This window comes from Shigella flexneri 2a str. 301 (assembly GCF_000006925.2).
GTDB lineage: Bacteria > Pseudomonadota > Gammaproteobacteria > Enterobacterales > Enterobacteriaceae > ECMA0423.
The window spans coordinates 1,008,009-1,027,720 of sequence record NC_004337.2 but is presented as its reverse complement, the minus strand read 5'-3'; the positions used below and the strand labels follow the sequence as shown (position 1 = coordinate 1,027,720).

The 19,712-nt window shown below is 52.3% G+C and carries 19 protein-coding genes, 1 tRNA gene, 1 pseudogene and 2 other annotated features; of the genes and pseudogenes, 9 read left to right on the top strand and 12 right to left on the bottom strand.

Annotated elements, in window-relative coordinates:
• Positions 1-9: 9 nt before the first annotated feature.
• From appC to hyaA, 7 genes are all read right to left on the bottom strand, one after another.
• On the bottom strand, positions 10-1,554 hold the full coding sequence (gene appC, locus SF0980) for a cytochrome bd-II oxidase subunit 1 (RefSeq protein NP_706901.2): 1,545 nt from the start codon (positions 1,552-1,554) through the stop codon (positions 10-12).
• 506 nt (positions 1,555-2,060) lie between these two features.
• The gene (gene hyaF / locus SF0978; protein ID NP_706899.1) at positions 2,061-3,050 is read right to left on the bottom strand and encodes a Hydrogenase-1 operon protein hyaF; all 990 of its coding nucleotides are present in this window, start codon (positions 3,048-3,050) and stop codon (positions 2,061-2,063) included.
• Positions 3,047-3,445 (bottom strand): hydrogenase-1 operon protein HyaE, encoded by a 399-nt coding sequence (gene hyaE / locus SF0977; protein NP_706898.1) that lies wholly within the window; start codon positions 3,443-3,445, stop codon positions 3,047-3,049. The genes hyaF and hyaE overlap by 4 nt, the downstream gene beginning before the upstream one ends.
• Positions 3,442-4,029 (bottom strand): hydrogenase 1 maturation protease, encoded by a 588-nt coding sequence (gene hyaD, locus SF0976; protein ID NP_706897.1) that lies wholly within the window; start codon positions 4,027-4,029, stop codon positions 3,442-3,444. Before hyaD ends, hyaE begins: the two co-directional genes overlap by 4 nt.
• Positions 4,026-4,733 carry a hydrogenase 1 b-type cytochrome subunit gene (hyaC, locus tag SF0975; RefSeq protein ID NP_706896.1) on the bottom strand — a complete coding sequence of 236 codons (708 nt, stop codon included), beginning with the start codon at positions 4,731-4,733 and terminating at the stop codon, positions 4,026-4,028. Before hyaC ends, hyaD begins: the two co-directional genes overlap by 4 nt.
• 18 nt (positions 4,734-4,751) lie before the next feature.
• A complete protein-coding gene (hyaB, locus tag SF0974) occupies positions 4,752-6,545 on the bottom strand; it encodes a hydrogenase 1 large subunit (RefSeq protein ID NP_706895.1) in 1,794 nt (597 codons plus the stop codon).
• Positions 6,542-7,660: a hydrogenase-1 small subunit gene (gene hyaA / locus SF0973; RefSeq protein NP_706894.2), complete on the bottom strand. Its 1,119-nt coding sequence runs from the start codon at positions 7,658-7,660 to the stop codon at positions 6,542-6,544. Before hyaA ends, hyaB begins: the two co-directional genes overlap by 4 nt.
• Positions 7,661-8,085: 425 nt before the next feature.
• Between hyaA and SF4464 the strand changes: the two genes are divergently transcribed.
• The 3 genes from SF4464 (at position 8,086) to yccK (ending at position 9,459) form a co-directional block, all read left to right on the top strand.
• Positions 8,086-8,173: transfer RNA gene (locus SF4464), tRNA-Ser, on the top strand.
• A 206-nt stretch (positions 8,174-8,379) separates the two neighbouring features.
• Entirely contained in the window at positions 8,380-9,039 is a 660-nt protein-coding gene (gene yccA / locus SF0972) for an HflBKC-binding inner membrane protein (RefSeq protein ID NP_706893.1), read from the top strand.
• A 33-nt stretch (positions 9,040-9,072) separates the two neighbouring features.
• Complete coding sequence (yccK, locus tag SF0971; RefSeq protein NP_706892.3) at positions 9,073-9,459, top strand: sulfite reductase; 387 nt, start codon at positions 9,073-9,075, stop codon at positions 9,457-9,459.
• Here the strand turns inward: yccK and SF0969 are convergent.
• Entirely contained in the window at positions 9,456-9,734 is a 279-nt protein-coding gene (locus SF0969) for an acylphosphatase (protein NP_706891.2), read from the bottom strand. The two genes, yccK and SF0969, sit on opposite strands and share 4 nt — an antisense overlap.
• A 94-nt stretch (positions 9,735-9,828) precedes the next feature.
• Between SF0969 and SF0970 the strand changes: the two genes are divergently transcribed.
• Together SF0970 and yccV are read left to right on the top strand one after the other, a co-directional pair.
• Positions 9,829-11,019: a 23S rRNA m(5)C1962 methyltransferase gene (locus SF0970; RefSeq protein NP_706890.1), complete on the top strand. Its 1,191-nt coding sequence runs from the start codon at positions 9,829-9,831 to the stop codon at positions 11,017-11,019.
• 6 nt (positions 11,020-11,025) lie between these two features.
• The gene (gene yccV / locus SF0968; RefSeq protein NP_706889.1) at positions 11,026-11,394 is read left to right on the top strand and encodes a heat shock protein HspQ; all 369 of its coding nucleotides are present in this window, start codon (positions 11,026-11,028) and stop codon (positions 11,392-11,394) included.
• Between the two features lie 44 nt (positions 11,395-11,438).
• Here the strand turns inward: yccV and SF0967 are convergent, their stop codons facing one another.
• On the bottom strand, positions 11,439-11,906 hold the full coding sequence (locus tag SF0967; protein ID NP_706888.1) for a hypothetical protein: 468 nt from the start codon (positions 11,904-11,906) through the stop codon (positions 11,439-11,441).
• A gap of 118 nt (positions 11,907-12,024) precedes the next feature.
• Here SF0967 and SF0966 point away from each other — a divergent pair, with 118 nt between their 5' ends.
• Together SF0966 and mgsA are read left to right on the top strand one after the other, a co-directional pair.
• Positions 12,025-12,687 carry a hypothetical protein gene (locus SF0966; protein ID NP_706887.1) on the top strand — a complete coding sequence of 221 codons (663 nt, stop codon included), beginning with the start codon at positions 12,025-12,027 and terminating at the stop codon, positions 12,685-12,687.
• An 86-nt stretch (positions 12,688-12,773) separates the two neighbouring features.
• Complete coding sequence (gene mgsA, locus SF0965; RefSeq protein NP_706886.3) at positions 12,774-13,241, top strand: methylglyoxal synthase; 468 nt, start codon at positions 12,774-12,776, stop codon at positions 13,239-13,241.
• A gap of 31 nt (positions 13,242-13,272) precedes the next feature.
• Here mgsA and helD read toward each other — a convergent pair whose 3' ends face one another.
• A complete protein-coding gene (gene helD, locus SF0964; RefSeq protein NP_706885.2) occupies positions 13,273-15,327 on the bottom strand; it encodes a DNA helicase IV in 2,055 nt (684 codons plus the stop codon).
• A 122-nt stretch (positions 15,328-15,449) separates the two neighbouring features.
• On the opposite strand from helD, the gene yccF reads away from it, so the two are divergent.
• Positions 15,450-15,896 carry a hypothetical protein gene (gene yccF / locus SF0963; protein ID NP_706884.1) on the top strand — a complete coding sequence of 149 codons (447 nt, stop codon included), beginning with the start codon at positions 15,450-15,452 and terminating at the stop codon, positions 15,894-15,896.
• A 9-nt stretch (positions 15,897-15,905) separates the two neighbouring features.
• Positions 15,906-18,071: a hypothetical protein gene (locus SF0962; RefSeq protein ID NP_706883.1), complete on the top strand. Its 2,166-nt coding sequence runs from the start codon at positions 15,906-15,908 to the stop codon at positions 18,069-18,071.
• Positions 18,035-19,098 (bottom strand) — a mobile genetic element (partial). (Overlaps the previous gene by 37 nt.)
• Here the strand turns inward: SF0962 and SF0960 are convergent.
• On the bottom strand, positions 18,642-19,052 hold the full coding sequence (locus SF0960) for an IS2 repressor TnpA (RefSeq protein NP_706881.3): 411 nt from the start codon (positions 19,050-19,052) through the stop codon (positions 18,642-18,644). Its footprint overlaps the feature before it by 411 nt.
• Positions 19,083-19,508, bottom strand: a sequence feature (Similar to Escherichia coli K12 conserved hypothetical protein gi: 1787193 (210 aa). BLAST with identity of 99% in 137 aa. This CDS has been truncated. The sequence has been checked and is believed to be correct.).
• Positions 19,083-19,508: pseudogene (locus tag SF0959) on the bottom strand. Its footprint overlaps the feature before it by 426 nt.
• Positions 19,509-19,712: the final 204 nt, after the last annotated feature.

Sequence of the window (19,712 nt, the reverse complement as noted above, 5' to 3'; positions counted from 1 at the left end):
TTTTCTCCTTTACCCCTGTTGCTGCGTCGGTTGTTCACTCTGCATCGCGCTCGGCCCCAGACGGGCATATTTCTGCATCAGGTAGACTTCGGCGATTAAGAACAGGGTGTAAAGCCCTACGATCATGATCAGTGAGAAAGCCAGTTGTCCTGTGGTTAAAGCGGAGTGCGCGGAGTATGTCGGTAAGATGTCCTGTATCGCCCACGGCTGACGACCAAACTCGGTCATAAACCACCCGGCTTCAATCGCAATCCACGGCAACGGCAAACTCCAGAGCGCCATTTTCAGCACCCAGCGATGCTGGTCGATTTTGCCACGCAGCGTCTGGACAAGCGCAATCAGCATCACCAGTAGCAGCAGGGAACCACAGCCCACCATGATGCGGAAACTCCAGAATACCGGCGCAACCTGAGGTATCGCGCCACGCATCGCCGCCTGGTACTGTGCGGCTGTGACATGATTCATATCCGGCGCATAGCGGGAGAGCAACATGCCGTAACCAAGGTCGCCTTCCAGCTCCCGGAATGCCTGCAACACATGCGGCTCACGATTGCCTTGAGATATTTCCTGCATTAACAGCCAGGCCATACGTCCGCGTTGCAAGCGTGGGTAGGTTTCAGCCATCAAATTCTTCAGACCCGGCACGGGTTTATCTAATGAGTGAGTGGCGAGGATCCCTAGCAGCGCGGGAATTTTGATGGCAAAGGCGTTACGCTCTTGATCCTGTTCCGGCCAGGCAACCACATGGAACGGTGCAGGAGCAGGTTCCGTTTGCCACTCCCCTTCCATCGCCGCCAGTTTTACCGGTTGTACTTGCGCGACTTCATACGCAGAACTGTCTCCGAGTTGCAGGGTACCGATAATCGCCAGAGTACCGAAGACGGAACCGATGGCAAACGAGCGTAATGCGACATCGCGCTCCCGTCCGCGCAGTAAATACCAGGCGCTGATCGCCATAATAAACATGGCCCCGGTCACGTAGCCCGCCATGACGGTGTGCACAAATTTCACCTGGCTGACCGGGTTAAAGACCAGCTCGCTGAAGCTGGTCATCTCCATACGCAGGGTGTCGATATCAAAATGCGCACCGGTCGGGTATTGCATCCAACCGTTGGCATTCAATATCCACAATGCAGAGAGATTTGAACCGAACGCCACCAGCCACGTCACCAGCAGGTGCTGGTATTTATTCAGCCGTTGCCAGCCGAAGAAGAACAGCCCGACAAAGGTGGATTCGAGGAAGAAGGCCATTAATGCTTCCATCGCCAGTGGTGCGCCAAAAATATCGCCCACATAGTTGGAATAGAATGACCAGTTAGTACCAAACTGAAACTCCATGGTCAGGCCGGTAGCCACGCCAAGAGCAAAATTGATACCGAAGAGCTTACCCCAGAAGCGCGTCATATCGCGGTAGATTGTTTTGCCGGTAACCACGTAAATGGTTTCCATGATAGCCAGCAAAAAAATCAGCCCCAGGGTAAGGGGTACAAATAAAAAGTGATACAGCGCGGTCAGAGCAAACTGCCAGCGCGATAAATCAATGACATCCCACATGCGCACTCCTGTAGGCGAAGAGAGAAAAATAACCCGATAATGTTAGATCTCCCTCTTTATCCTGAAACTCTACGACCAGAGGTATTCGCCGATTGCGATATTCATAAGACTGAAAGCGATACTTACCGTCTTTTTACGTCGGTGCAGCTTCCGCCAGCCACTGACATACCTCGCTAAGCCGCTGCGCAGAGTCGACCAAATCTTCTGGCGCTGCCAGCACCACTTCCGGTATTGGGCAGATTTCATAACTTTCCAGTAACGGGCCTTTTAAGGTGTCCGTACAGCGTAAATGCCAGACATGGCGTAACCCCGTGGCGTTGATATAGCTCTCGCCATAGCCAATGGTACGAATCTGAATATTTCCCGGCCCATTGAGACGCGAGAGAAAAAGCCGATCAGCCTCGCTGATGGGTAATTGCGTCAGATTAATGCTGTGCGGCTGCGCGTCGGGGTTACGTACATGTGCCAGTAACTCATGCGCCAACGGTAGGCCATTCATCAGGCCATCAATGGGCGGCGGTAACAGCGAATCTGTCGGCAAGAGATTTTGCGTTGCCGCCTGCCACAACGCCAGCGGCGCGCAGCCAGCCTCCAGTTTGTCCTCCAGCAACTTTTCGCCGCGACGTCTGCGCACCCGTTTTTCGTGGGTGCAGCTCCCGCCAGCCATTGACATACCTCGTTAACCTGATGGCACAGTCGACCAAATCTTCTGGCGCTGCCAGCACCACTTCCGGTATTGGGCAGATTTCATAACTTTCCAGTAACGGGCCTTTTAAGGTGTCCGTACAGCGTAAATGCCAGACATGGCGTAACCCCGTGGCGTTGATATAGCTCTCGCCATAGCCAATGGTACGAATTTGAATATTTCCCGGCCCATTGAGACGCGAGAGAAAAAGCCGATCAGCCTCGCTGATGGGTAATTGCGTCAGATTAATGCTGTCCGGCTGCGCGTCGGGGTTACGTACATGTGCCAGTAACTCATGCGCCAACGGTAGGCCATTCATCAGGCCATCAATGGGCGGCGGTAACAGCGAATCTGTCGGCAAGAGATTTTGCGTTGCCGCCTGCCACAACGCCAGCGGCGCGCAGCCAGCTTCCAGTTTGTCCTCCAGCAACTTTTCGCCGCGACGTCTGCGCACCCGCCATAATCCGCAGAAGATCGCCTCCTGTATTTCACTTTTACTGTCGTCAGCCTGCTGAATGCGCACTGACACTTCCCCTTCCCCGAGAAGCGTATTGATAAAGTGACGATCGTCGGCGTTGAGATTTAACAGATCGACTGCCAGCACCTCGCCCAACGGCGGCTGGCGTTCGCTTAGTTGATGTTGTAACTCGTTTAACAGCGCAATCACCTGCGGGCTGTGAGCACATTGCTCCAAGGCCGCCATACTCGGTTCATCATTCACCTGACAGGTGATCGGCAGTGGATTCATGCTGAAACTGTCATCGTTCGGTTGCGTTCCTGGCCCCAGCAGATGGAAAAAAGTTTCGCTCATGAGGCACGCTCCTGCTGCGGTTCGACAAGCCCGCGCATCAGGTTTATCAGTTCCGCCCACGGGTGAATACCATTCAGCACGCCGCGATAGTTTCCGCCGGTAAACACTAAAGTGGCAGGAAAGCGAAAGGCGCCAAAGCGATCGCCGATGGCTTCGCTCTGCTCAAGGTCAGCAATCGCCACCTGCCATGTATAGTCGGGAAACTCGTGCAGTAATTCGCCAATCATTACCGGATTATCGCTGACCTCTGGCGTGCGTTTCGGGTCACTGCTTAATAACACCACGCCGTCTGGCGCTTGCGTAAGCCAGTCGTCAAGACGGGATTCACTGACCGGCGTCCAGCCGCGCGCCAGCATTCGTTGCCACAACGCATCAAATGGCGTGTCGTTGCTCATCCCTGCTCCTCCTGTGTCATCCGGTACTGGCGCAAGCGAACGCCTTCGTAATTTTCCATCGACAGACAGTCATAATTGAGACAACGCGATTCATTAGCCGGTTGCGGCACACTTCCCCACGCAGCCAACTGCGCCAGCGCCGATTGTTCCGCAGCGGGCAGTTGCTCCCGTGCCAGTTCGCTCAGGCTGCCGCCGTAGTCGTCGAGCATCGCGGGTTGCAGCCCGACGAGGGCAATATGTGCTGGCAGATGTCCGCGGATATCTGCCAGCGCCAGCACTTCGGAGAAACTGTTCTGATGCAGGCTCATTTTCTTCGCGCTGAGATAGGCCGGAATGCGTTCTCCGGCATAGGTTCGCAGCGTTCCAGGTTCCAGCCCGTAGTCAATGGCATCGAGAATCAACAGATGGCTGGCGCTTTCGACATACCCCAGCAAGTTCAGTCCCTGAGTACCGCCATCGACAATCTCCACATACTCGGGCCAGTGGTAATGGGCATACAGCCGTTCCGCCACCCGCACGCCGAAGCCTTCATCGGCCCACAGCAGGTTGCCCAGCCCCATGACCACCACGTGTTGCTCGCTCATGAACGCTCCTTGTTACTTATTTTGCCAAATTTGTGGCTACGGTAGCCGTTGACCATGGTGGAGATCACCGTGTCGTCGGACATGATGTCTTCACGCAGCGCCATGTAGACATGACCGATCACAAACGCCCCAATCAGCCACATCCCCAGCCGATGCCAGCTGTGAATGTCCATTGAGTTGCCACCCGTCCAGTAGAAAAATTCCACCACATAACGGAACGGCGCAAAAATAGCGTACTGGCTGTGTTCGCTGTACAGCGCAAAACCGGTGATGATCATAAAGACCGACATCAGGAAATAGCCGAACATCGCCGCCTGGGCGATGGGGTTATGGCCTATATCGGCACTCGGACGTTTTGCCAGAAACAGATACCAGCGGATTTCATACCACACGCCCTGCCACCAGCTTTTACGCCATACCGGCACGATAAACAGCTCGCGGGAGTAACGATTGCCAACAAAAGCCCAGTAGATCCGCATCAGCAAGACCACGGTAAAAATCATCCCGGCGCTGAAGTGAATTAACCTGATGTAACCCATATAGAACAGATACGTCGCCTCGCCACTGACGGAAGGTAGCGGCTTGCCGATAAAGTAACCGGTGACCATCAACACCGCCATGCATAACACCGTCAGCCAGTGCCAGATACGAACTGGTGCTTCAAAGACATAGTGGCTGACAACGTTGTCGCTTTTCTGTTGCATGATGATTCTCCTTCGCTGTTAACGCACCTGCACGGAGATCAGCTCGCTACCGTCGTCGCCCAGCACATGAGTTGAACAGGCGAGGCACGGATCAAAGCTGTGCAGAGTACGCAGTATCTCCAGCGGTTGCTCGGGGATCGCCATTTTGGTGTTCATCAGCGCCGCTTCATAAGCGCCAATCTGCCCTTTGGGATCGCGCGGACTGGCGTTCCAGGTGGTCGGCACCACGCACTGGTAGAGATCAATCTTGCCATCGCGAATGGCGGCCCAGTGGCCTAACGCTCCGCGCGGCGCTTCGGTAAAGCCGACGCCACGGCACTCTGTCGGCCAGGTTGCAGGTTCCCATTTTTCAGTGGAAGCAGTGGCGAGATTGCCGTTTTTCAGGTTGGTCATCAGCTTGTCGAAGAAATACTGCAACTTACCTGCGGCCCACTGCGCTTCGTGCGCGCGGCACAAAATGCGGCCCAACGTTGACTGGATACCGGAAAGCGGCAGGTTCAACGCCGACATCATGCGATCGACCGACTCAACGGTCGCAGCATCGCCTTTGTGATAAGCGATTAACGTGCGTGCCAGCGGCCCCACTTCCATCGCGTTACCGCGCCAGCGTGGCGCTTTGATCCACGAGTAGCGTTCCTGTTCATTCAGCTGCTGAATGTTGGTATCGCTGCCTTTGACATCGCCGGGGTTGTACCACGGGTCGGTAATGCCATCGAATGGATGACGCCCGACCTGATCGTTGGGATAACGATACCAGGCGTGATCGACAAACTCCTGCACCTGCTGCGGATCAACCAAATCCACTGGCAGCACATTGTTGAAGTCGCCGTTAATCACCGCGCCGCCAGGCATCAGCAGACTTTTCTCACCAAAGTCGTTGGCAATATCCGGGAATGCGCCGTAGCTGAGGACACATTTATCAGAAAGACCCGTGCCGATTTCGCTCCACGGTTTGTTGAACTGACCGATGGCTAAGGCGTCGGGGATCATCACGTTGTTAATGAAGTCTGCCGTGCGGGTGATAATCGACTGCACCAGGTTCAGGCGTTCCATATTGACCGCCCCGACCGCGCCGCTTTCGTCAATGTTAATGGCGCAAGGCATCCCACCGACAATCCAGTTTGGATGCGGGTTTTTACCGCCAAAGACCGCGTGAATTTTGACAATTTCACGTTGGAAATCGAGAGCTTCGAGATAGTGGGCAAAGCCCATCAGGTTGGCTTCTGGCGGCAGTTTGTACTGCGGGTGCCCCCAGTAGCCATTGCGGAAGATCCCCAACTGCCCGCCTTCAACGAATTTCTTCAGGCGATTTTGTACGTCGAAGAAATAGCCAGGGGATGATTTCGGCCAAGAGGAGAGACTTTGCGCCAGTTCGGAGGTTTTTCGCGGGTCGGCTTTCAGCGCATCTAACACGTCGATCCAGTCCATCCCGGCAAGCTGATAGAAGTGCACCAGATGATCGTGGCACCAGAGCGTTGCCAGCATAATGTTGCGGATGATATTGGCGTTGTCCGGCACTTTAATACCGATGGCATCTTCGATGGCGTAAACCGAAGCCAGGGCGTGTACGCCAGTACAGACGCCGCAGATACGTTCAACGAACGCCCACGCATCGCGCGGGTCGCGCCCTTGCAGGATGATCTCCAGCCCGCGAAACATGGTGCCGCAGGAGACGGCATTGGTGATCACATTCTGATCGTTAATATTCACTTCACAGCGCATGTGGCCTTCGATGCGCGTAATCGGGTCGACCACCAGGCGGCGTCCGGCATTATTGATGGTGTATCCCTGAGTTTCGTACTGAGTGCTCATGCCTGTTTATCCTCATTGCCTGGCTGATGTTCGGTTTCTGTAGGTTGCTGGTTATGACGTCTGCGTTGGTCAACGGAGCTGGCAACTGCGTGCACACCAACAGCTGCTGCCACCACGCCAAGCGCGGTTAAACCGACGGTATCGGCGGTGGAATGAGTACCCATTTGCGGAATATCGACCACGCGGCTGTAGAACGAACCGCGATCCCAGAAACCATTTTCCGCACAGCCCAGGCAGCCGTGACCAGACTGGATTGGGAAAGAAACGCCATCATTCCAGCGTGTGGAGGAACAGGCGTTATAGGTGGTAGGCCCTTTGCAGCCCATTTTGTACAGGCAATAACCTTTGCGGGCAGCGTCATCATCCCAACTCTGGACGAACTCTCCGGCGTCGAAGTGAGCGCGGCGATAGCATTTATCGTGGATACGCTGACCATAAAACATCAGTGGACGACCCATTCTGTCGACATCTGGCAAGCGATCAAAGGTCACCATGTAAGTAATGATGGCGCTCATCACATCCGGGATCGGCGGGCAGCCAGGTACTTTGATAATGGGTTTGTCGGTGATGACTTTGTCGATAGGCGTTGCCTGTGTCGGATTAGGTCGCGCGGCCTGCACGCAGCCCCAGGACGCGCAGGTTCCCCAGGCGATAATCGCGCTGGCTCCGGCAGCGGCACGTTTGAGTTTCTCAATAAACGGTCGACCGCTGCTGATACAGAACATCCCCTGCTCGCCCAGCGGCGGATTACCTTCTACTGCGAGGATATATTTGCCATTATATTGCGTGATGATGTCTTCAAAGACTTCTTCCGCCTGGGTTCCGGCGGCAGCCATCAGGGTATCGTCGTAATCGAGGGAAATCAGGGAAAGGATGACGTCCTTCGCCAGTGGGTGAGCGGAGCGGATAAAAGATTCGGTACAGCAGGTACATTCCAGACCGTGGATCCATACCACCGGAATGCGCGGTTTGTTCTCCAGCGCCCAGGCAATCTTTGGTGCCATTCCCGCGCCTAATCCCAGCGACGTGGCAGCCAGACTACAATATTTGAGAAAGCTGCGCCGGGTAACGCCCTGACGCCGCATGGCCTGGTAAAATGTTTCCTCGTTATTCATATCGCACGTCTCTTCTCCTAGCAACACCGGCAGGACACCGGGCGCTTATGGTCGGCAAGCGACGTCCCTGTAGCAAGGCAAACCATCGCTTCACGTGAGATGCTGAAAACGAAAGCTCATCCTTCTGCACTGGCACACGTCGCCAGAAAGTATTGTTAATAAAGCGTAGTGAAACTTTTGCACAAAACAATACAAACTGTGTGGATTTATCTTTTAGCGATAAAAATGGACCTATTTTTCTTTAGCCGGGCGATGGGGATGTTTAGCCGGTTGCTAAACGAGTAAAAGAGAAGGAATTCATGGTGATGAAATGATCAATCTGCTGTTATTTCGCGCTATCAATGCACTTTTGGCTGTTTTTCAGGCAAACAAACAAATTAGGGGTTTACACGCCGCATCGGGATGTTTATAGTGCGCGTCATTCCGGAAGTGTGGCCGAGCGGTTGAAGGCACCGGTCTTGAAAACCGGCGACCCGAAAGGGTTCCAGAGTTCGAATCTCTGCGCTTCCGCCAAATAAGATAAGGGGTTAGCTAAATGCTAACCCCTTTTTCTTTTGCCTGTCGAAATTCTCAGGGCGTTATATTTGCTTAATGACCTGATAATCCGCTGTTAAACCTGTTCCAGATCAAATGCGTAAAGATGGGTAAAACTTCTGGGTGCCCTTACGCATTATCATTATGCTGCTTAATTAATTACATCTGTAATAGAGAGTGACTCAATGGATCGTATTGTTAGTTCTTCACATGACCGTACATCACTGCTTAGCACCCATAAGGTGCTGCGTAATACCTATTTTCTGCTGAGCCTGACGCTGGCCTTTTCGGCGATTACCGCAACTGCCAGTACGGTGCTGATGCTGCCATCTCCGGGTCTGATTCTGACTCTGGTGGGTATGTATGGTTTGATGTTCCTGACCTATAAAACGGCGAATAAGCCGACCGGGATTATCTCCGCATTCGCCTTTACCGGTTTTCTGGGTTATATCCTCGGACCAATTCTGAACACCTATCTGTCTGCCGGAATGGGTGACGTAATCGCTATGGCACTGGGCGGAACGGCGTTAGTGTTCTTCTGCTGCTCTGCATATGTGCTGACCACCCGCAAAGATATGTCGTTCCTCGGCGGTATGCTGATGGCGGGTATTGTGGTGGTACTGATTGGTATGATTGCTAATATCTTCCTGCAACTGCCTGCTCTGCATCTGGCGATCAGCGCGGTCTTCATTCTGATCTCCTCTGGCGCTATCTTGTTTGAAACCAGCAACATCATTCATGGCGGTGAAACGAACTATATTCGTGCCACGGTTAGCCTGTATGTTTCGCTGTACAACATCTTCGTCAGCCTACTGAGCATTCTGGGCTTCGCCAGCCGCGATTAATCTCACCCGCTAACACTTTCATAGCCTCGCTTTATGCGGGGCTTTGTTTTTTGTTACACTGCCGCCAGTCTGATTAAGGTAGTAATAATTATGCTGATCTTCGAAGGTAAAGAGATAGAAACGGATACCGAAGGCTATCTCAAAGAAAGCAGCCAGTGGAGTGAACCGCTGGCAGTGGTGATTGCAGAGAACGAAGGGATTTCGCTGTCGCCAGAACACTGGGAAGTGGTGCGTTTTGTACGTGACTTCTACCTGGAATTTAATACGTCTCCGGCGATTCGTATGCTGGTAAAAGCGATGGCGAATAAATTTGGTGAAGAAAAAGGTAACAGCCGCTATTTATACCGACTGTTCCCGAAAGGCCCGGCTAAGCAAGCCACCAAAATTGCTGGCCTGCCAAAACCGGTAAAATGTATTTAACGGATACGAAAATCGGTTAATTCCCCCGAGGGATGATGCGGCTCGCTGAGCACCCGTTCTACACGCGCAGAACGCGGGCCGCCACTCTTTAACCACTGCATTAATTTTTCTACCTGCCCTTCTTCACCGCAGGCAACCACTTCCACGCTGCCATCGTCAAGATTTTTGGCGTACCCGGTTAAGCCCAGTCTTTTCGCTTCGTACTGTGTGGTGTAGCGAAATCCTACGCCCTGAACTCGCCCGTAAATCCAGGCAATTATGCAGATTTTCGACATTGCTGCTCTCCTTATCCTTAATGGACGCGTTGCAAATCCATGGAAAACTCCGGACAATGACGCCCATTTCTTTGCATCGACAGAAAAGTAAATTATGAGTGTACGTTTAGTGTTAGCCAAAGGGCGCGAAAAATCATTACTTCGTCGCCATCCGTGGGTCTTTTCCGGGGCCGTTGCCCGCATGGAAGGTAAAGCCAGCCTCGGTGAAACCATCGATATTGTTGATCATCAGGGAAAATGGTTAGCACGCGGCGCTTATTCGCCAGCTTCGCAAATCCGGGCGCGCGTCTGGACGTTTGACCCGTCTGAGTCTATCGACATTGCTTTTTTTTCCCGCCGTTTGCAACAAGCACAAAAATGGCGTGACTGGCTGGCGCAAAAAGATGGCCTCGACAGCTATCGTTTAATCGCCGGAGAATCTGATGGCCTGCCGGGTATTACTATCGATCGTTTCGGTAATTTTCTGGTGCTGCAACTGCTGAGTGCTGGCGCAGAATATCAGCGCGCGGCATTAATTACTGCCCTGCAAACGCTGTACCCGGAATGTGCGATTTACGATCGCAGCGATGTTGCGGTACGTAAAAAAGAAGGGATGGAGCTGACCCACGGCCTCCTCACCGGCGAGTTGCCGCCTGCCCTGCTGCCGATTGAAGAACACGGCATGAACCTGCTGGTGGATATTCACCACGGACACAAAACGGCCTACTATCTGGACCAGCGAGACAGCCGCCTGGCTACCCGCCGCTACGTTGAAAATAAACGTGTGCTGAACTGTTTCTCCTATACCGGTGGTTTCGCCGTATCGGCACTGATGGGCGGTTGCAGCCAGGTTGTCAGCGTTGATACCTCCCAGGAAGCGCTGGATATTGCACGGCAGAACGTTGAGCTGAACAAACTGGATCTGAGCAAGGCTGAGTTTGTCCGTGATGATGTCTTTAAATTGCTGCGTACTTATCGCGATCGCGGTGAAAAATTTGACGTTATCGTGATGGACCCGCCGAAGTTTGTTGAGAATAAAAGCCAGTTGATGGGCGCGTGTCGTGGTTATAAAGACATCAACATGCTGGCGATTCAGTTGCTGAATGAAGGCGGTATTCTCCTGACTTTCTCCTGTTCCGGTCTGATGACCAGCGATTTATTTCAGAAAATCATCGCGGATGCCGCAATTGATGCCGGTCGTGATGTACAATTTATAGAGCAGTTCCGTCAGGCAGCCGATCATCCGGTGATCGCTACCTACCCGGAAGGGCTATATCTGAAAGGGTTTGCCTGTCGCGTCATGTAACTTGAAATGTGGAATTTTACCCTTATATCAAAGGTAAAGATTTCCCGGGAGGTGACTATGATTGCCAGCAAATTCGGTATCGGCCAGCAGGTCCGCCATTCCCTGTTAGGTTATCTCGGAGTGGTCGTGGATATCGACCCGGTTTATTCGCTCTCTGAACCGTCGCCCGATGAGCTGGCGGTGAATGACGAGCTTCGCGCCGCTCCGTGGTATCACGTGGTGATGGAGGACGATAACGGCCTACCGGTTCATACCTACCTGGCTGAAGCCCAGCTAAGTAGCGAATTGCAGGATGAACATCCTGAACAGCCATCCATGGATGAGCTGGCGCAGACCATCCGCAAACAACTCCAGGCCCCGCGTCTGCGTAACTAATCCCTGAACAAATCCCCGGAAGGTTTTTGCCTTCCGGGGATTTTTTATTTGGCCAGACCCAGGCGAGGGATCTCAATAGCCGGGCAGCGATCCATCACCACATTTAACCCGGCATCCCGTGCCAGTACTGCCGCTTGCTCATTAATCACCCCCAGTTGCATCCAGAGGGTTTTCGCGCCAATGGCAATAGCTTCCTGTGCCACGCCCCACGCCGCTTCTGAATTACGGAAAACATCGACCATATCGACCTTTTCCGGAACGTCTGCCAGCGTGCCATACCCCTGCTGGCCCAGCAGCGTTTTGCCGGCAACTTTTGGCGAAACCGGAATGACGTGATACCCCTGGTCGAGTAGATATTTCATCACGCGATAGCTGGGGCGATCGGGTTTGTCGCTTGCCCCCACCAGCGCAATGGTGTGAGTGGACGTTAAAATGCCTGCAATATCGGTTTCTTTCATTATTTCCTCCAGACTGTTTAACAAAGTGTACGACAAAGCCGACATGCCAACCATGCAGCTAATACGAATGAATGAGAGCAAAAGCGGGAAATATGTCTATATGTTAGTAAGTATGATTAAAGAAAAATTTTGACACATTATTATTCGGGCGGTCTTTTGACAGGAGCTACCTATGAAAACCGGCATCGTGACCACCTTGATTGCATTATGTTTGCCGGTATCCGTTTTTGCCACCACGCTGCGGCTTTCAACCGATGTCGATCTTCTGGTACTCGACGGCAAGAAGGTTTCCAGCTCTCTGCTGCGCGGTGCGGACAGCATTGAACTGGACAATGGACCGCATCAGTTAGTGTTTCGCGTTGAGAAGACGATTCATCTTTCCAATAGTGAAGAACGGCTGTATATCTCCCCACCGCTGGTGGTCAGTTTTAATACCCAGCTCATCAACCAGGTCAATTTTCGCCTGCCTCGCCTGGAGAATGAGCGGGAAGCTAACCATTTTGATGCCGCGCCGCGCCTTGAATTGTTGGATGGCGATGCGACGCCGATTCCGGTAAAGCTGGATATTCTCGCCATTACCTCAACGGCAAAAACGATTGATTATGAGGTCGAGGTTGAACGCTATAACAAATCCGCGAAACGCGCTTCACTACCGCAATTTGCCACGATGATGGCAGATGACAGTACGCTGCTTTCGGGTGTTTCCGAGCTGGATGCTATTCCACCGCAGTCTCAGGTGCTCACAGAACAACGGCTGAAGTATTGGTTTAAACTGGCTGACCCACAAACGCGAAATACTTTCCTGCAATGGGCGGAAAAACAACCATCTTCCTGAGATTTTTGTGCCTGTGCGCAGGCTTTTTCGGTCTTTATCTTGCAGCGATAAGTGCTTACAGTAATCTGTAGGAAAGTTAACTACGGATGTACATTATGGAACTGACGACTCGCACTTTACCTGCGCGGAAACATATTGCGCTGGTGGCACACGATCACTGCAAACAAATGCTGATGAGCTGGGTGGAACGGCATCAACCGTTACTGGAACAACACGTACTGTATGCAACAGGCACTACCGGTAACTTGATTTCCCGCGCGACCGGCATGAACGTCAACGCGATGTTGAGTGGCCCAATGGGGGGTGACCAGCAGGTTGGCGCATTGATCTCAGAAGGGAAAATTGATGTATTGATATTCTTCTGGGATCCACTAAATGCCGTGCCGCACGATCCTGACGTGAAAGCCTTGCTGCGTCTGGCGACGGTATGGAACATTCCGGTCGCCACCAACGTGGCAACGGCAGACTTCATTATCCAGTCGCCGCATTTCAACGACGCGGTCGATATTCTTATCCCCGATTATCAGCGTTATCTCGCTGACCGTCTGAAGTAATATTGCACAGGTGGCAAACGCCACCTGTTTCTTACGGTTTTCTCGCCACCGGCACATCCAGATTTTTCAGTATTTCCACAAAGGGAGAGGGATTCTCTTTGTTAAACAGTGCCCATACCCGATGGCGTGCCCGGGTCAGCGCCACGTACATTAAACGCCGTTCTTCAGCGTCCGGGAAATCCTCAACCGGTGGCAGTAGCGCCTCTTCCATAATCGACTCCCGCGCCGCAGCCGGAAAACCACCACTCCCCTCCTGCAAGCCAACGATGATGACGTAATCCGCCTGTTGCCCTTTGCTGGCATGAATGGTCATAAAGTCGATTTGCAACTTCGGCCAGCGTGTTGCCGCTTTTTCCAGGCTGGCAGGCCTCATGTGATGGTAACGCGCCAGGATCAGAATGCGCTCTTCCGGTTTGGCATAACCAGAGAGCTTATCCAGCAAAGCGTCAAGTTGACTCTCATCCAATAACGTGACGGCTTTTTTGTCTCCATTGGTTAAGCTGTTTAGCGGCTTTTTCAGCTGGCCTGGGTTCTGCTGAATAAACCGGTTTGCCACCTCACCGATACGACTGTTAAAACGGTAAGTCGTGTCTAAATCACAGCGATCGCCTTCACCAAAGTTTTCATGGAAAGCGGTGGTGAGCGACATTTGCGCACCGCTGAATCGGTAAATCGCCTGCCAGTCATCACCAACGGCGAACAACGTCGTCTGACTGTTTTGCTTGCGTAATGCCGCTAACAACGCTGCGCGCTGCGGCGAGATATCCTGAAATTCATCAACCAGAATATGCTTCCACGGGCTGATAAAGCGGCCTTTCTCCAGAATCACAATCGCCTGATGAATAAGGCCCGAAAAATCGACAGCGTTTTCTGCCTTCAGCGCACCTTTCCAGGCTTTTAATAACGGGGCCATCAACTTGATACGTTTACTGAACAGATCGCGAATCTCTTCGGGTGCACTGGCAATCATTTCTGCCTGTGCACCACCGTGCATCCGCATCAGACTTACCCAGCGATCGAGGCGAGAGGCAAGGCGACGCTGTAATTTTTCATCATCCCAGAAGTTACCTTCTGGCACTGACCACTGCATTTCTTCCGTCAGCCATTGCCGCCAGCCCTTCGCCTGCGCTTTCTTTTCGCTGCATTGCTTGCGCCACTCAGCAATAAAGAGTTCATGACGGGCAGCGGTATCATTTTCCAGTTTGCTGACTATCGGAACTTTTTTGCTGCCCTGCTGAATAATATGCAGCGCCAACGCATGAAACGTGCGTGCGGTAATGTCTTCGGTATGTAGCCGTTCGCGAATCCGCTCGTCCATCTCTTCAGCGGCTTTGCGACCAAACGCCAGCAATAAAATTTGCTCAGGGGACGCTTCACCACGCGCCAGCAACCAGCCTGCACGGGCCACCAGCACCGACGTTTTTCCGCTTCCTGCACCAGCCAGCACTAACAGAGAATGCTCGCCATTAACGACTGCCCGGGCCTGCGCCGGATTCAGCGGTGAAGACTCGACCTGGCGGAAAAAATCCGCATACTCGGTAAGCATGGCTTCGGTATACGCCTGGTTATGCTGCAACCGAGCGCTTTCAATATCTTTCAACCAAGCCTGACATTTACGCCACGCCTCACGGCAGTTATCGAATTCTTCCAGTCGGTTAACCGGCAACGGCAACGCCGACAAAGCCTGGCGGATTTGTTGCTGAACGCCAGAGGTTTGCTCACGCGTCAGCCATTTATTTTCTCCAGTGCGCGTGGCAATCAAATCCAGTTGCTGGCGTAAAACACCAGACGCAATTTCGCTCATCTCGCCACTCCACCGCCGCCAGTGAGCATCAAGATGATGGTAAAAACGCTGCGTCTCGCCCCATTCTGTGCCGTGCAGACGCACCACTTTTTCGTCCGGCAGTACAAATTCCAGCTCGCCCCATACCAGACCGCGCTTACAGTGAATCGCCAGTAATTGATTGAAAGGAATAAGGTATTCGTGGCGATCGCCGGAGACTTTAATCCCGGCATTGAGGATCACCGCCCGATCGTAAGGGTGCTGTGCCAGACGTTTTCCAAGCGTTGTCGCTTTCAGTTCCATGACTCTGTAGATCCACACGAAATTATTTCTTATCAGTGTAACCGTCAGAGAAAACGTGCTCCAGCCCAAAAAAACGTTACAATTGCCGCCCATTACTGAAAACCACAGTAAAGCGAGGTTTTATGCGTACCGTTTTGAACATTCTGAACTTTGTGCTTGGCGGATTTGCCACCACTCTGGGCTGGCTGTTGGCGACTCTGGTCAGTATTGTGCTGATTTTTACCTTACCGCTGACACGATCCTGCTGGGAGATCACTAAACTGTCTCTGGTGCCTTATGGCAATGAAGCTATTCATGTCGATGAACTGAACCCGGCTGGCAAAAATGTGTTGCTGAATACTGGCGGTACGGTATTGAATATTTTCTGGCTGATTTTCTTTGGCTGGTGGTTATGCCTGATGCACATTGCAACGGGCATCGCACAATGTATTTCAATCATTGGCATTCCTGTCGGCATTGCGAACTTTAAAATTGCCGCTATTGCACTATGGCCGGTTGGTCGTCGCGTGGTATCGGTAGAAACAGCGCAAGCTGCGCGTGAAGCCAATGCACGTCGTCGTTTTGAATAATCCACTAATATGGCCTTTATGCTAAGTCCTTTGCTCAAACGCTATACCTGGAACAGCGCCTGGCTGTATTACGCGCGTATTTTTATTGCGCTTTGTGGAACCACAGCGTTTCCGTGGTGGCTGGGTGATGTAAAACTGACGATTCCGCTAACGCTGGGGATGGTGGCAGCGGCGCTGACCGATCTCGATGACCGACTGGCGGGACGTTTGCGTAACCTCATCATTACGCTGTTCTGCTTTTTTATCGCCTCGGCCTCAGTAGAATTGCTGTTTCCCTGGCCCTGGCTATTTGCGATTGGCTTAACGCTCTCTACCAGCGGCTTCATTTTGCTCGGCGGTCTGGGTCAACGCTATGCAACAATTGCCTTCGGTGCATTGCTGATCGCCATTTACACTATGTTGGGAACATCACTGTATGAGCACTGGTATCAGCAGCCGATGTATCTGCTGGCCGGTGCCGTCTGGTACAACGTCCTGACACTTATTGGTCATCTGCTGTTCCCGGTCCGCCCGCTGCAGGACAACCTGGCGCGTTGCTATGAACAACTGGCGCGTTATCTTGAGCTCAAGTCGCGCATGTTTGATCCTGATATTGAAGATGAAAGCCAGGCACCGCTGTACGATTTGGCTCTCGCCAACGGTCAGCTGATGGCGACATTGAATCAGACGAAACTCTCGCTGCTGACCCGCTTACGTGGCGATCGTGGTCAACGGGGAACGCGTCGCACGCTGCATTATTACTTTGTCGCACAGGATATTCACGAGCGTGCCAGCTCTTCTCATATTCAGTATCAAACATTGCGTGAACATTTTCGCCACAGCGACGTGCTGTTCCGTTTTCAGCGGCTGATGTCGATGCAGGGCCAGGCGTGCCAGCAACTGTCACGCTGTATTTTGTTGCGTCAGTCTTATCAACATGATCCGCATTTTGAGCGCGCTTTTACGCATATTGATGCTGCGCTGGAGCGGATACGCGATAACGGCGCACCCGCCGATTTACTCAAAACACTGGGATTTTTGCTGAACAATTTACGCGCCATTGATGCCCAACTGGCAACAATTGAATCAGAACAGGCCCAGGCACTACCCCGTAATAATGACGAAAATGAGCTCGCTGATGACAGCCCGCACGGATTGAGTGATATCTGGCTGCGTCTTAGCCGTCACTTCACGCCGGAATCCGCCCTCTTCCGTCATGCGGTAAGAATGTCGCTGGTGTTGTGCTTCGGCTACGCCATCATTCAAATAACCGGAATGCATCACGGGTATTGGATCTTGCTGACAAGTTTGTTTGTCTGCCAGCCAAACTATAACGCCACGCGCCACCGCCTGAAGTTAAGGATTATTGGTACGCTGGTAGGTATCGCGATTGGCATTCCTGTGCTGTGGTTTGTGCCATCACTGGAAGGGCAGCTGGTGCTGCTGGTTATTACCGGCGTGCTCTTTTTTGCCTTCCGTAACGTGCAATACGCTCATGCAACGATGTTCATCACACTTTTGGTGCTACTGTGTTTTAACTTACTGGGTGAAGGTTTTGAAGTAGCGTTACCTCGCGTAATCGATACGCTGATTGGTTGTGCCATTGCGTGGGCGGCAGTGAGCTACATCTGGCCTGACTGGAAGTTTCGCAATCTGCCGCGAATGCTCGAACGCGCCACAGAGGCCAACTGTCGCTATCTCGATGCCATACTGGAGCAATACCATCAGGGGCGTGATAACCGTCTGGCGTATCGTATTGCCCGCCGCGATGCACACAACCGTGATGCTGAACTGGCGTCGGTGGTATCAAATATGTCCAGCGAACCGAACGTTACCCCGCAAATTCGCGAAGCCGCGTTTCGCTTGCTGTGCCTTAACCATACGTTTACCAGCTATATCTCAGCCCTCGGTGCTCACCGGGAGCAGTTAACTAATCCTGAAATTCTGGCGTTTCTTGATGACGCAGTTTGCTATGTTGATGACGCGTTACATCATCAACCTGCTGATGAAGAACGCGTCAATCAGGCATTAGCTGGCCTGAAACAGCGGATGCAGCAACTTGAACCACGGGCAGATAGCAAAGAACCTCTGGTCGTACAACAAGTTGGGTTATTGATTGCATTACTGCCAGAGATTGGTCGTCTGCAACGCCAGATTACAGTCCCAACATCCGGGCGAACTGGCGTGTTTCATTAGCCCGGTAGCATGAACCATTATCCGTCAGCCACTCCACTGGAGACGACGGAAGATCGTTGCCGAAGCGGCGTTCCACCGCTCCCAGCATGACGTCCTGTACTGTTTCACTGTTGAAGCCGCCGGTAGTCACCGCCCAGTGCAGTGCCTCACGATCACAGCAGTCCAGCGCGAACGTGACACGCAGTCTCTCTCCGTTATCACAGCAGAACTCGAACCCGTCAGAGCACCATCGCTGATTGCTTTCTTTCACGGCCACTCTGCCTGTATGTGCCCGTTTCGATGGCGGTACAGCAGGTTTTCGCTCAAGCAACAGCGCATTCTGGCGCATGAGCCGGTAAACACGTTTGGCATTGATCGCAGGCATACCATCAAGTTCTGCCTGTCTGCGAAGCAGCGCCCATACCCGACGATAACCATACGTGGGCAGCTCTCCGATAACATGGTGTATACGGAGAAGCACATCCGTATCATCAGTGTGACGACTGCGGCGGCCATCCATCCAGTCATCGGTTCGTCTGAGAATGACGTGCAACTGCGCACGCGACACCCGGAGACAACGGCTGACTAAGCTTACTCCCCATCCCCGGGCAATAAGGGCGCGTGCGCTATCCACTTTTTTGCCCGTCCATATTCAACGGCTTCTTTGAGGAGTTCATTTTCCATCGTTTTCTTGCCGAGCAGGCGCTGGAGTTCTTTAATCTGCTTCATGGCGGCAGCAAGTTCAGAGGCAGGAACAACCTGTTCTCCGGCGGCCACAGCAGTAAGACTTCCTTCCTGGTATTGCTTACGCCAGAGAAATAACTGGCTGGCTGCTACACCATGTTGCCGGGCAACGAGGGAGACCGTCATCCCCGGTTCAAAGCTCTGCTGAACAATTGCGATCTTTTCCTGTGTGGTACGCCGTCTGCGTTTCTCCGGCCCTAAGACATCAATCATCTGTTCTCCAATGACTAGTCTAAAAACTAGTATTAAGACTATCACTTAAATAAGTGATACTGGTTGTCTGGAGATTCAGGGGGCCAGTCTACCCACCTCATCGAGAATCGCTTCCAGATGAAAAGACATATTGGGCAAATCTTTCAGTCTTTCCCGGGTATTGCGCGTGCTTTTCTCTTTCAGCGCTGCATCGAGAGAATATTTCGACAGACGCACCAGCTTCAGTTGATTTCGCCATAGACTTTCATCAACCCGATAGTAATTGAGGGTAACGGATCGGCCACACTTTTTATATGTCAGCCAGACAGGCGGATGTTTTACACAGTACTGTGCACTTTGCTCACAAGCCCGAAGATACAACTCACCATCAGAAACCATCGCAAACACCGTGTCGTCAACGGTCAGGCTGTAACTGCCAAACAATGATCGGTATTCAATTGTGCCCAACGTTGCCAGGTATTCTTGTGATTTATAGATCCGCTTATAGGAGAGGCTTTTCATAAAATTCCTTTTAAAATCATAACATAAAAGAATGATTCACATTAACGGATCCGTTAACTACGAAAATAGGCAACTTATTCTTAAGGGGCAAGATTAATTTATGTTTTCCCGTCACCAACGACAAAATTTGCGAGGCTCTTTCCGAAAATAGGGTTGATCTTTGTTGTCACTGGATGTACTGCACATCCATACAGTAACTCACAG

Coding starts and splice junctions, on each gene's coding strand:
- appC (NP_706901.2), bottom strand. CDS start 1,554: ATGTGGGATGTCATTGATTTATCGCGCTGGCAGTTTGCTCTGACCGCG.
- hyaF (NP_706899.1), bottom strand. CDS start 3,050: ATGAGCGAAACTTTTTTCCATCTGCTGGGGCCAGGAACGCAACCGAAC.
- hyaE (NP_706898.1), bottom strand. CDS start 3,445: ATGAGCAACGACACGCCATTTGATGCGTTGTGGCAACGAATGCTGGCG.
- hyaD (NP_706897.1), bottom strand. CDS start 4,029: ATGAGCGAGCAACACGTGGTGGTCATGGGGCTGGGCAACCTGCTGTGG.
- hyaC (NP_706896.1), bottom strand. CDS start 4,733: ATGCAACAGAAAAGCGACAACGTTGTCAGCCACTATGTCTTTGAAGCA.
- hyaB (NP_706895.1), bottom strand. CDS start 6,545: ATGAGCACTCAGTACGAAACTCAGGGATACACCATCAATAATGCCGGA.
- hyaA (NP_706894.2), bottom strand. CDS start 7,660: ATGAATAACGAGGAAACATTTTACCAGGCCATGCGGCGTCAGGGCGTT.
- yccA (NP_706893.1), top strand. CDS start 8,380: ATGGATCGTATTGTTAGTTCTTCACATGACCGTACATCACTGCTTAGC.
- yccK (NP_706892.3), top strand. CDS start 9,073: ATGCGGGGCTTTGTTTTTTGTTACACTGCCGCCAGTCTGATTAAGGTA.
- SF0969 (NP_706891.2), bottom strand. CDS start 9,734: ATGTCGAAAATCTGCATAATTGCCTGGATTTACGGGCGAGTTCAGGGC.
- SF0970 (NP_706890.1), top strand. CDS start 9,829: ATGAGTGTACGTTTAGTGTTAGCCAAAGGGCGCGAAAAATCATTACTT.
- yccV (NP_706889.1), top strand. CDS start 11,026: ATGTGGAATTTTACCCTTATATCAAAGGTAAAGATTTCCCGGGAGGTG.
- SF0967 (NP_706888.1), bottom strand. CDS start 11,906: ATGGTTGGCATGTCGGCTTTGTCGTACACTTTGTTAAACAGTCTGGAG.
- SF0966 (NP_706887.1), top strand. CDS start 12,025: ATGAAAACCGGCATCGTGACCACCTTGATTGCATTATGTTTGCCGGTA.
- mgsA (NP_706886.3), top strand. CDS start 12,774: ATGTACATTATGGAACTGACGACTCGCACTTTACCTGCGCGGAAACAT.
- helD (NP_706885.2), bottom strand. CDS start 15,327: ATGGAACTGAAAGCGACAACGCTTGGAAAACGTCTGGCACAGCACCCT.
- yccF (NP_706884.1), top strand. CDS start 15,450: ATGCGTACCGTTTTGAACATTCTGAACTTTGTGCTTGGCGGATTTGCC.
- SF0962 (NP_706883.1), top strand. CDS start 15,906: ATGGCCTTTATGCTAAGTCCTTTGCTCAAACGCTATACCTGGAACAGC.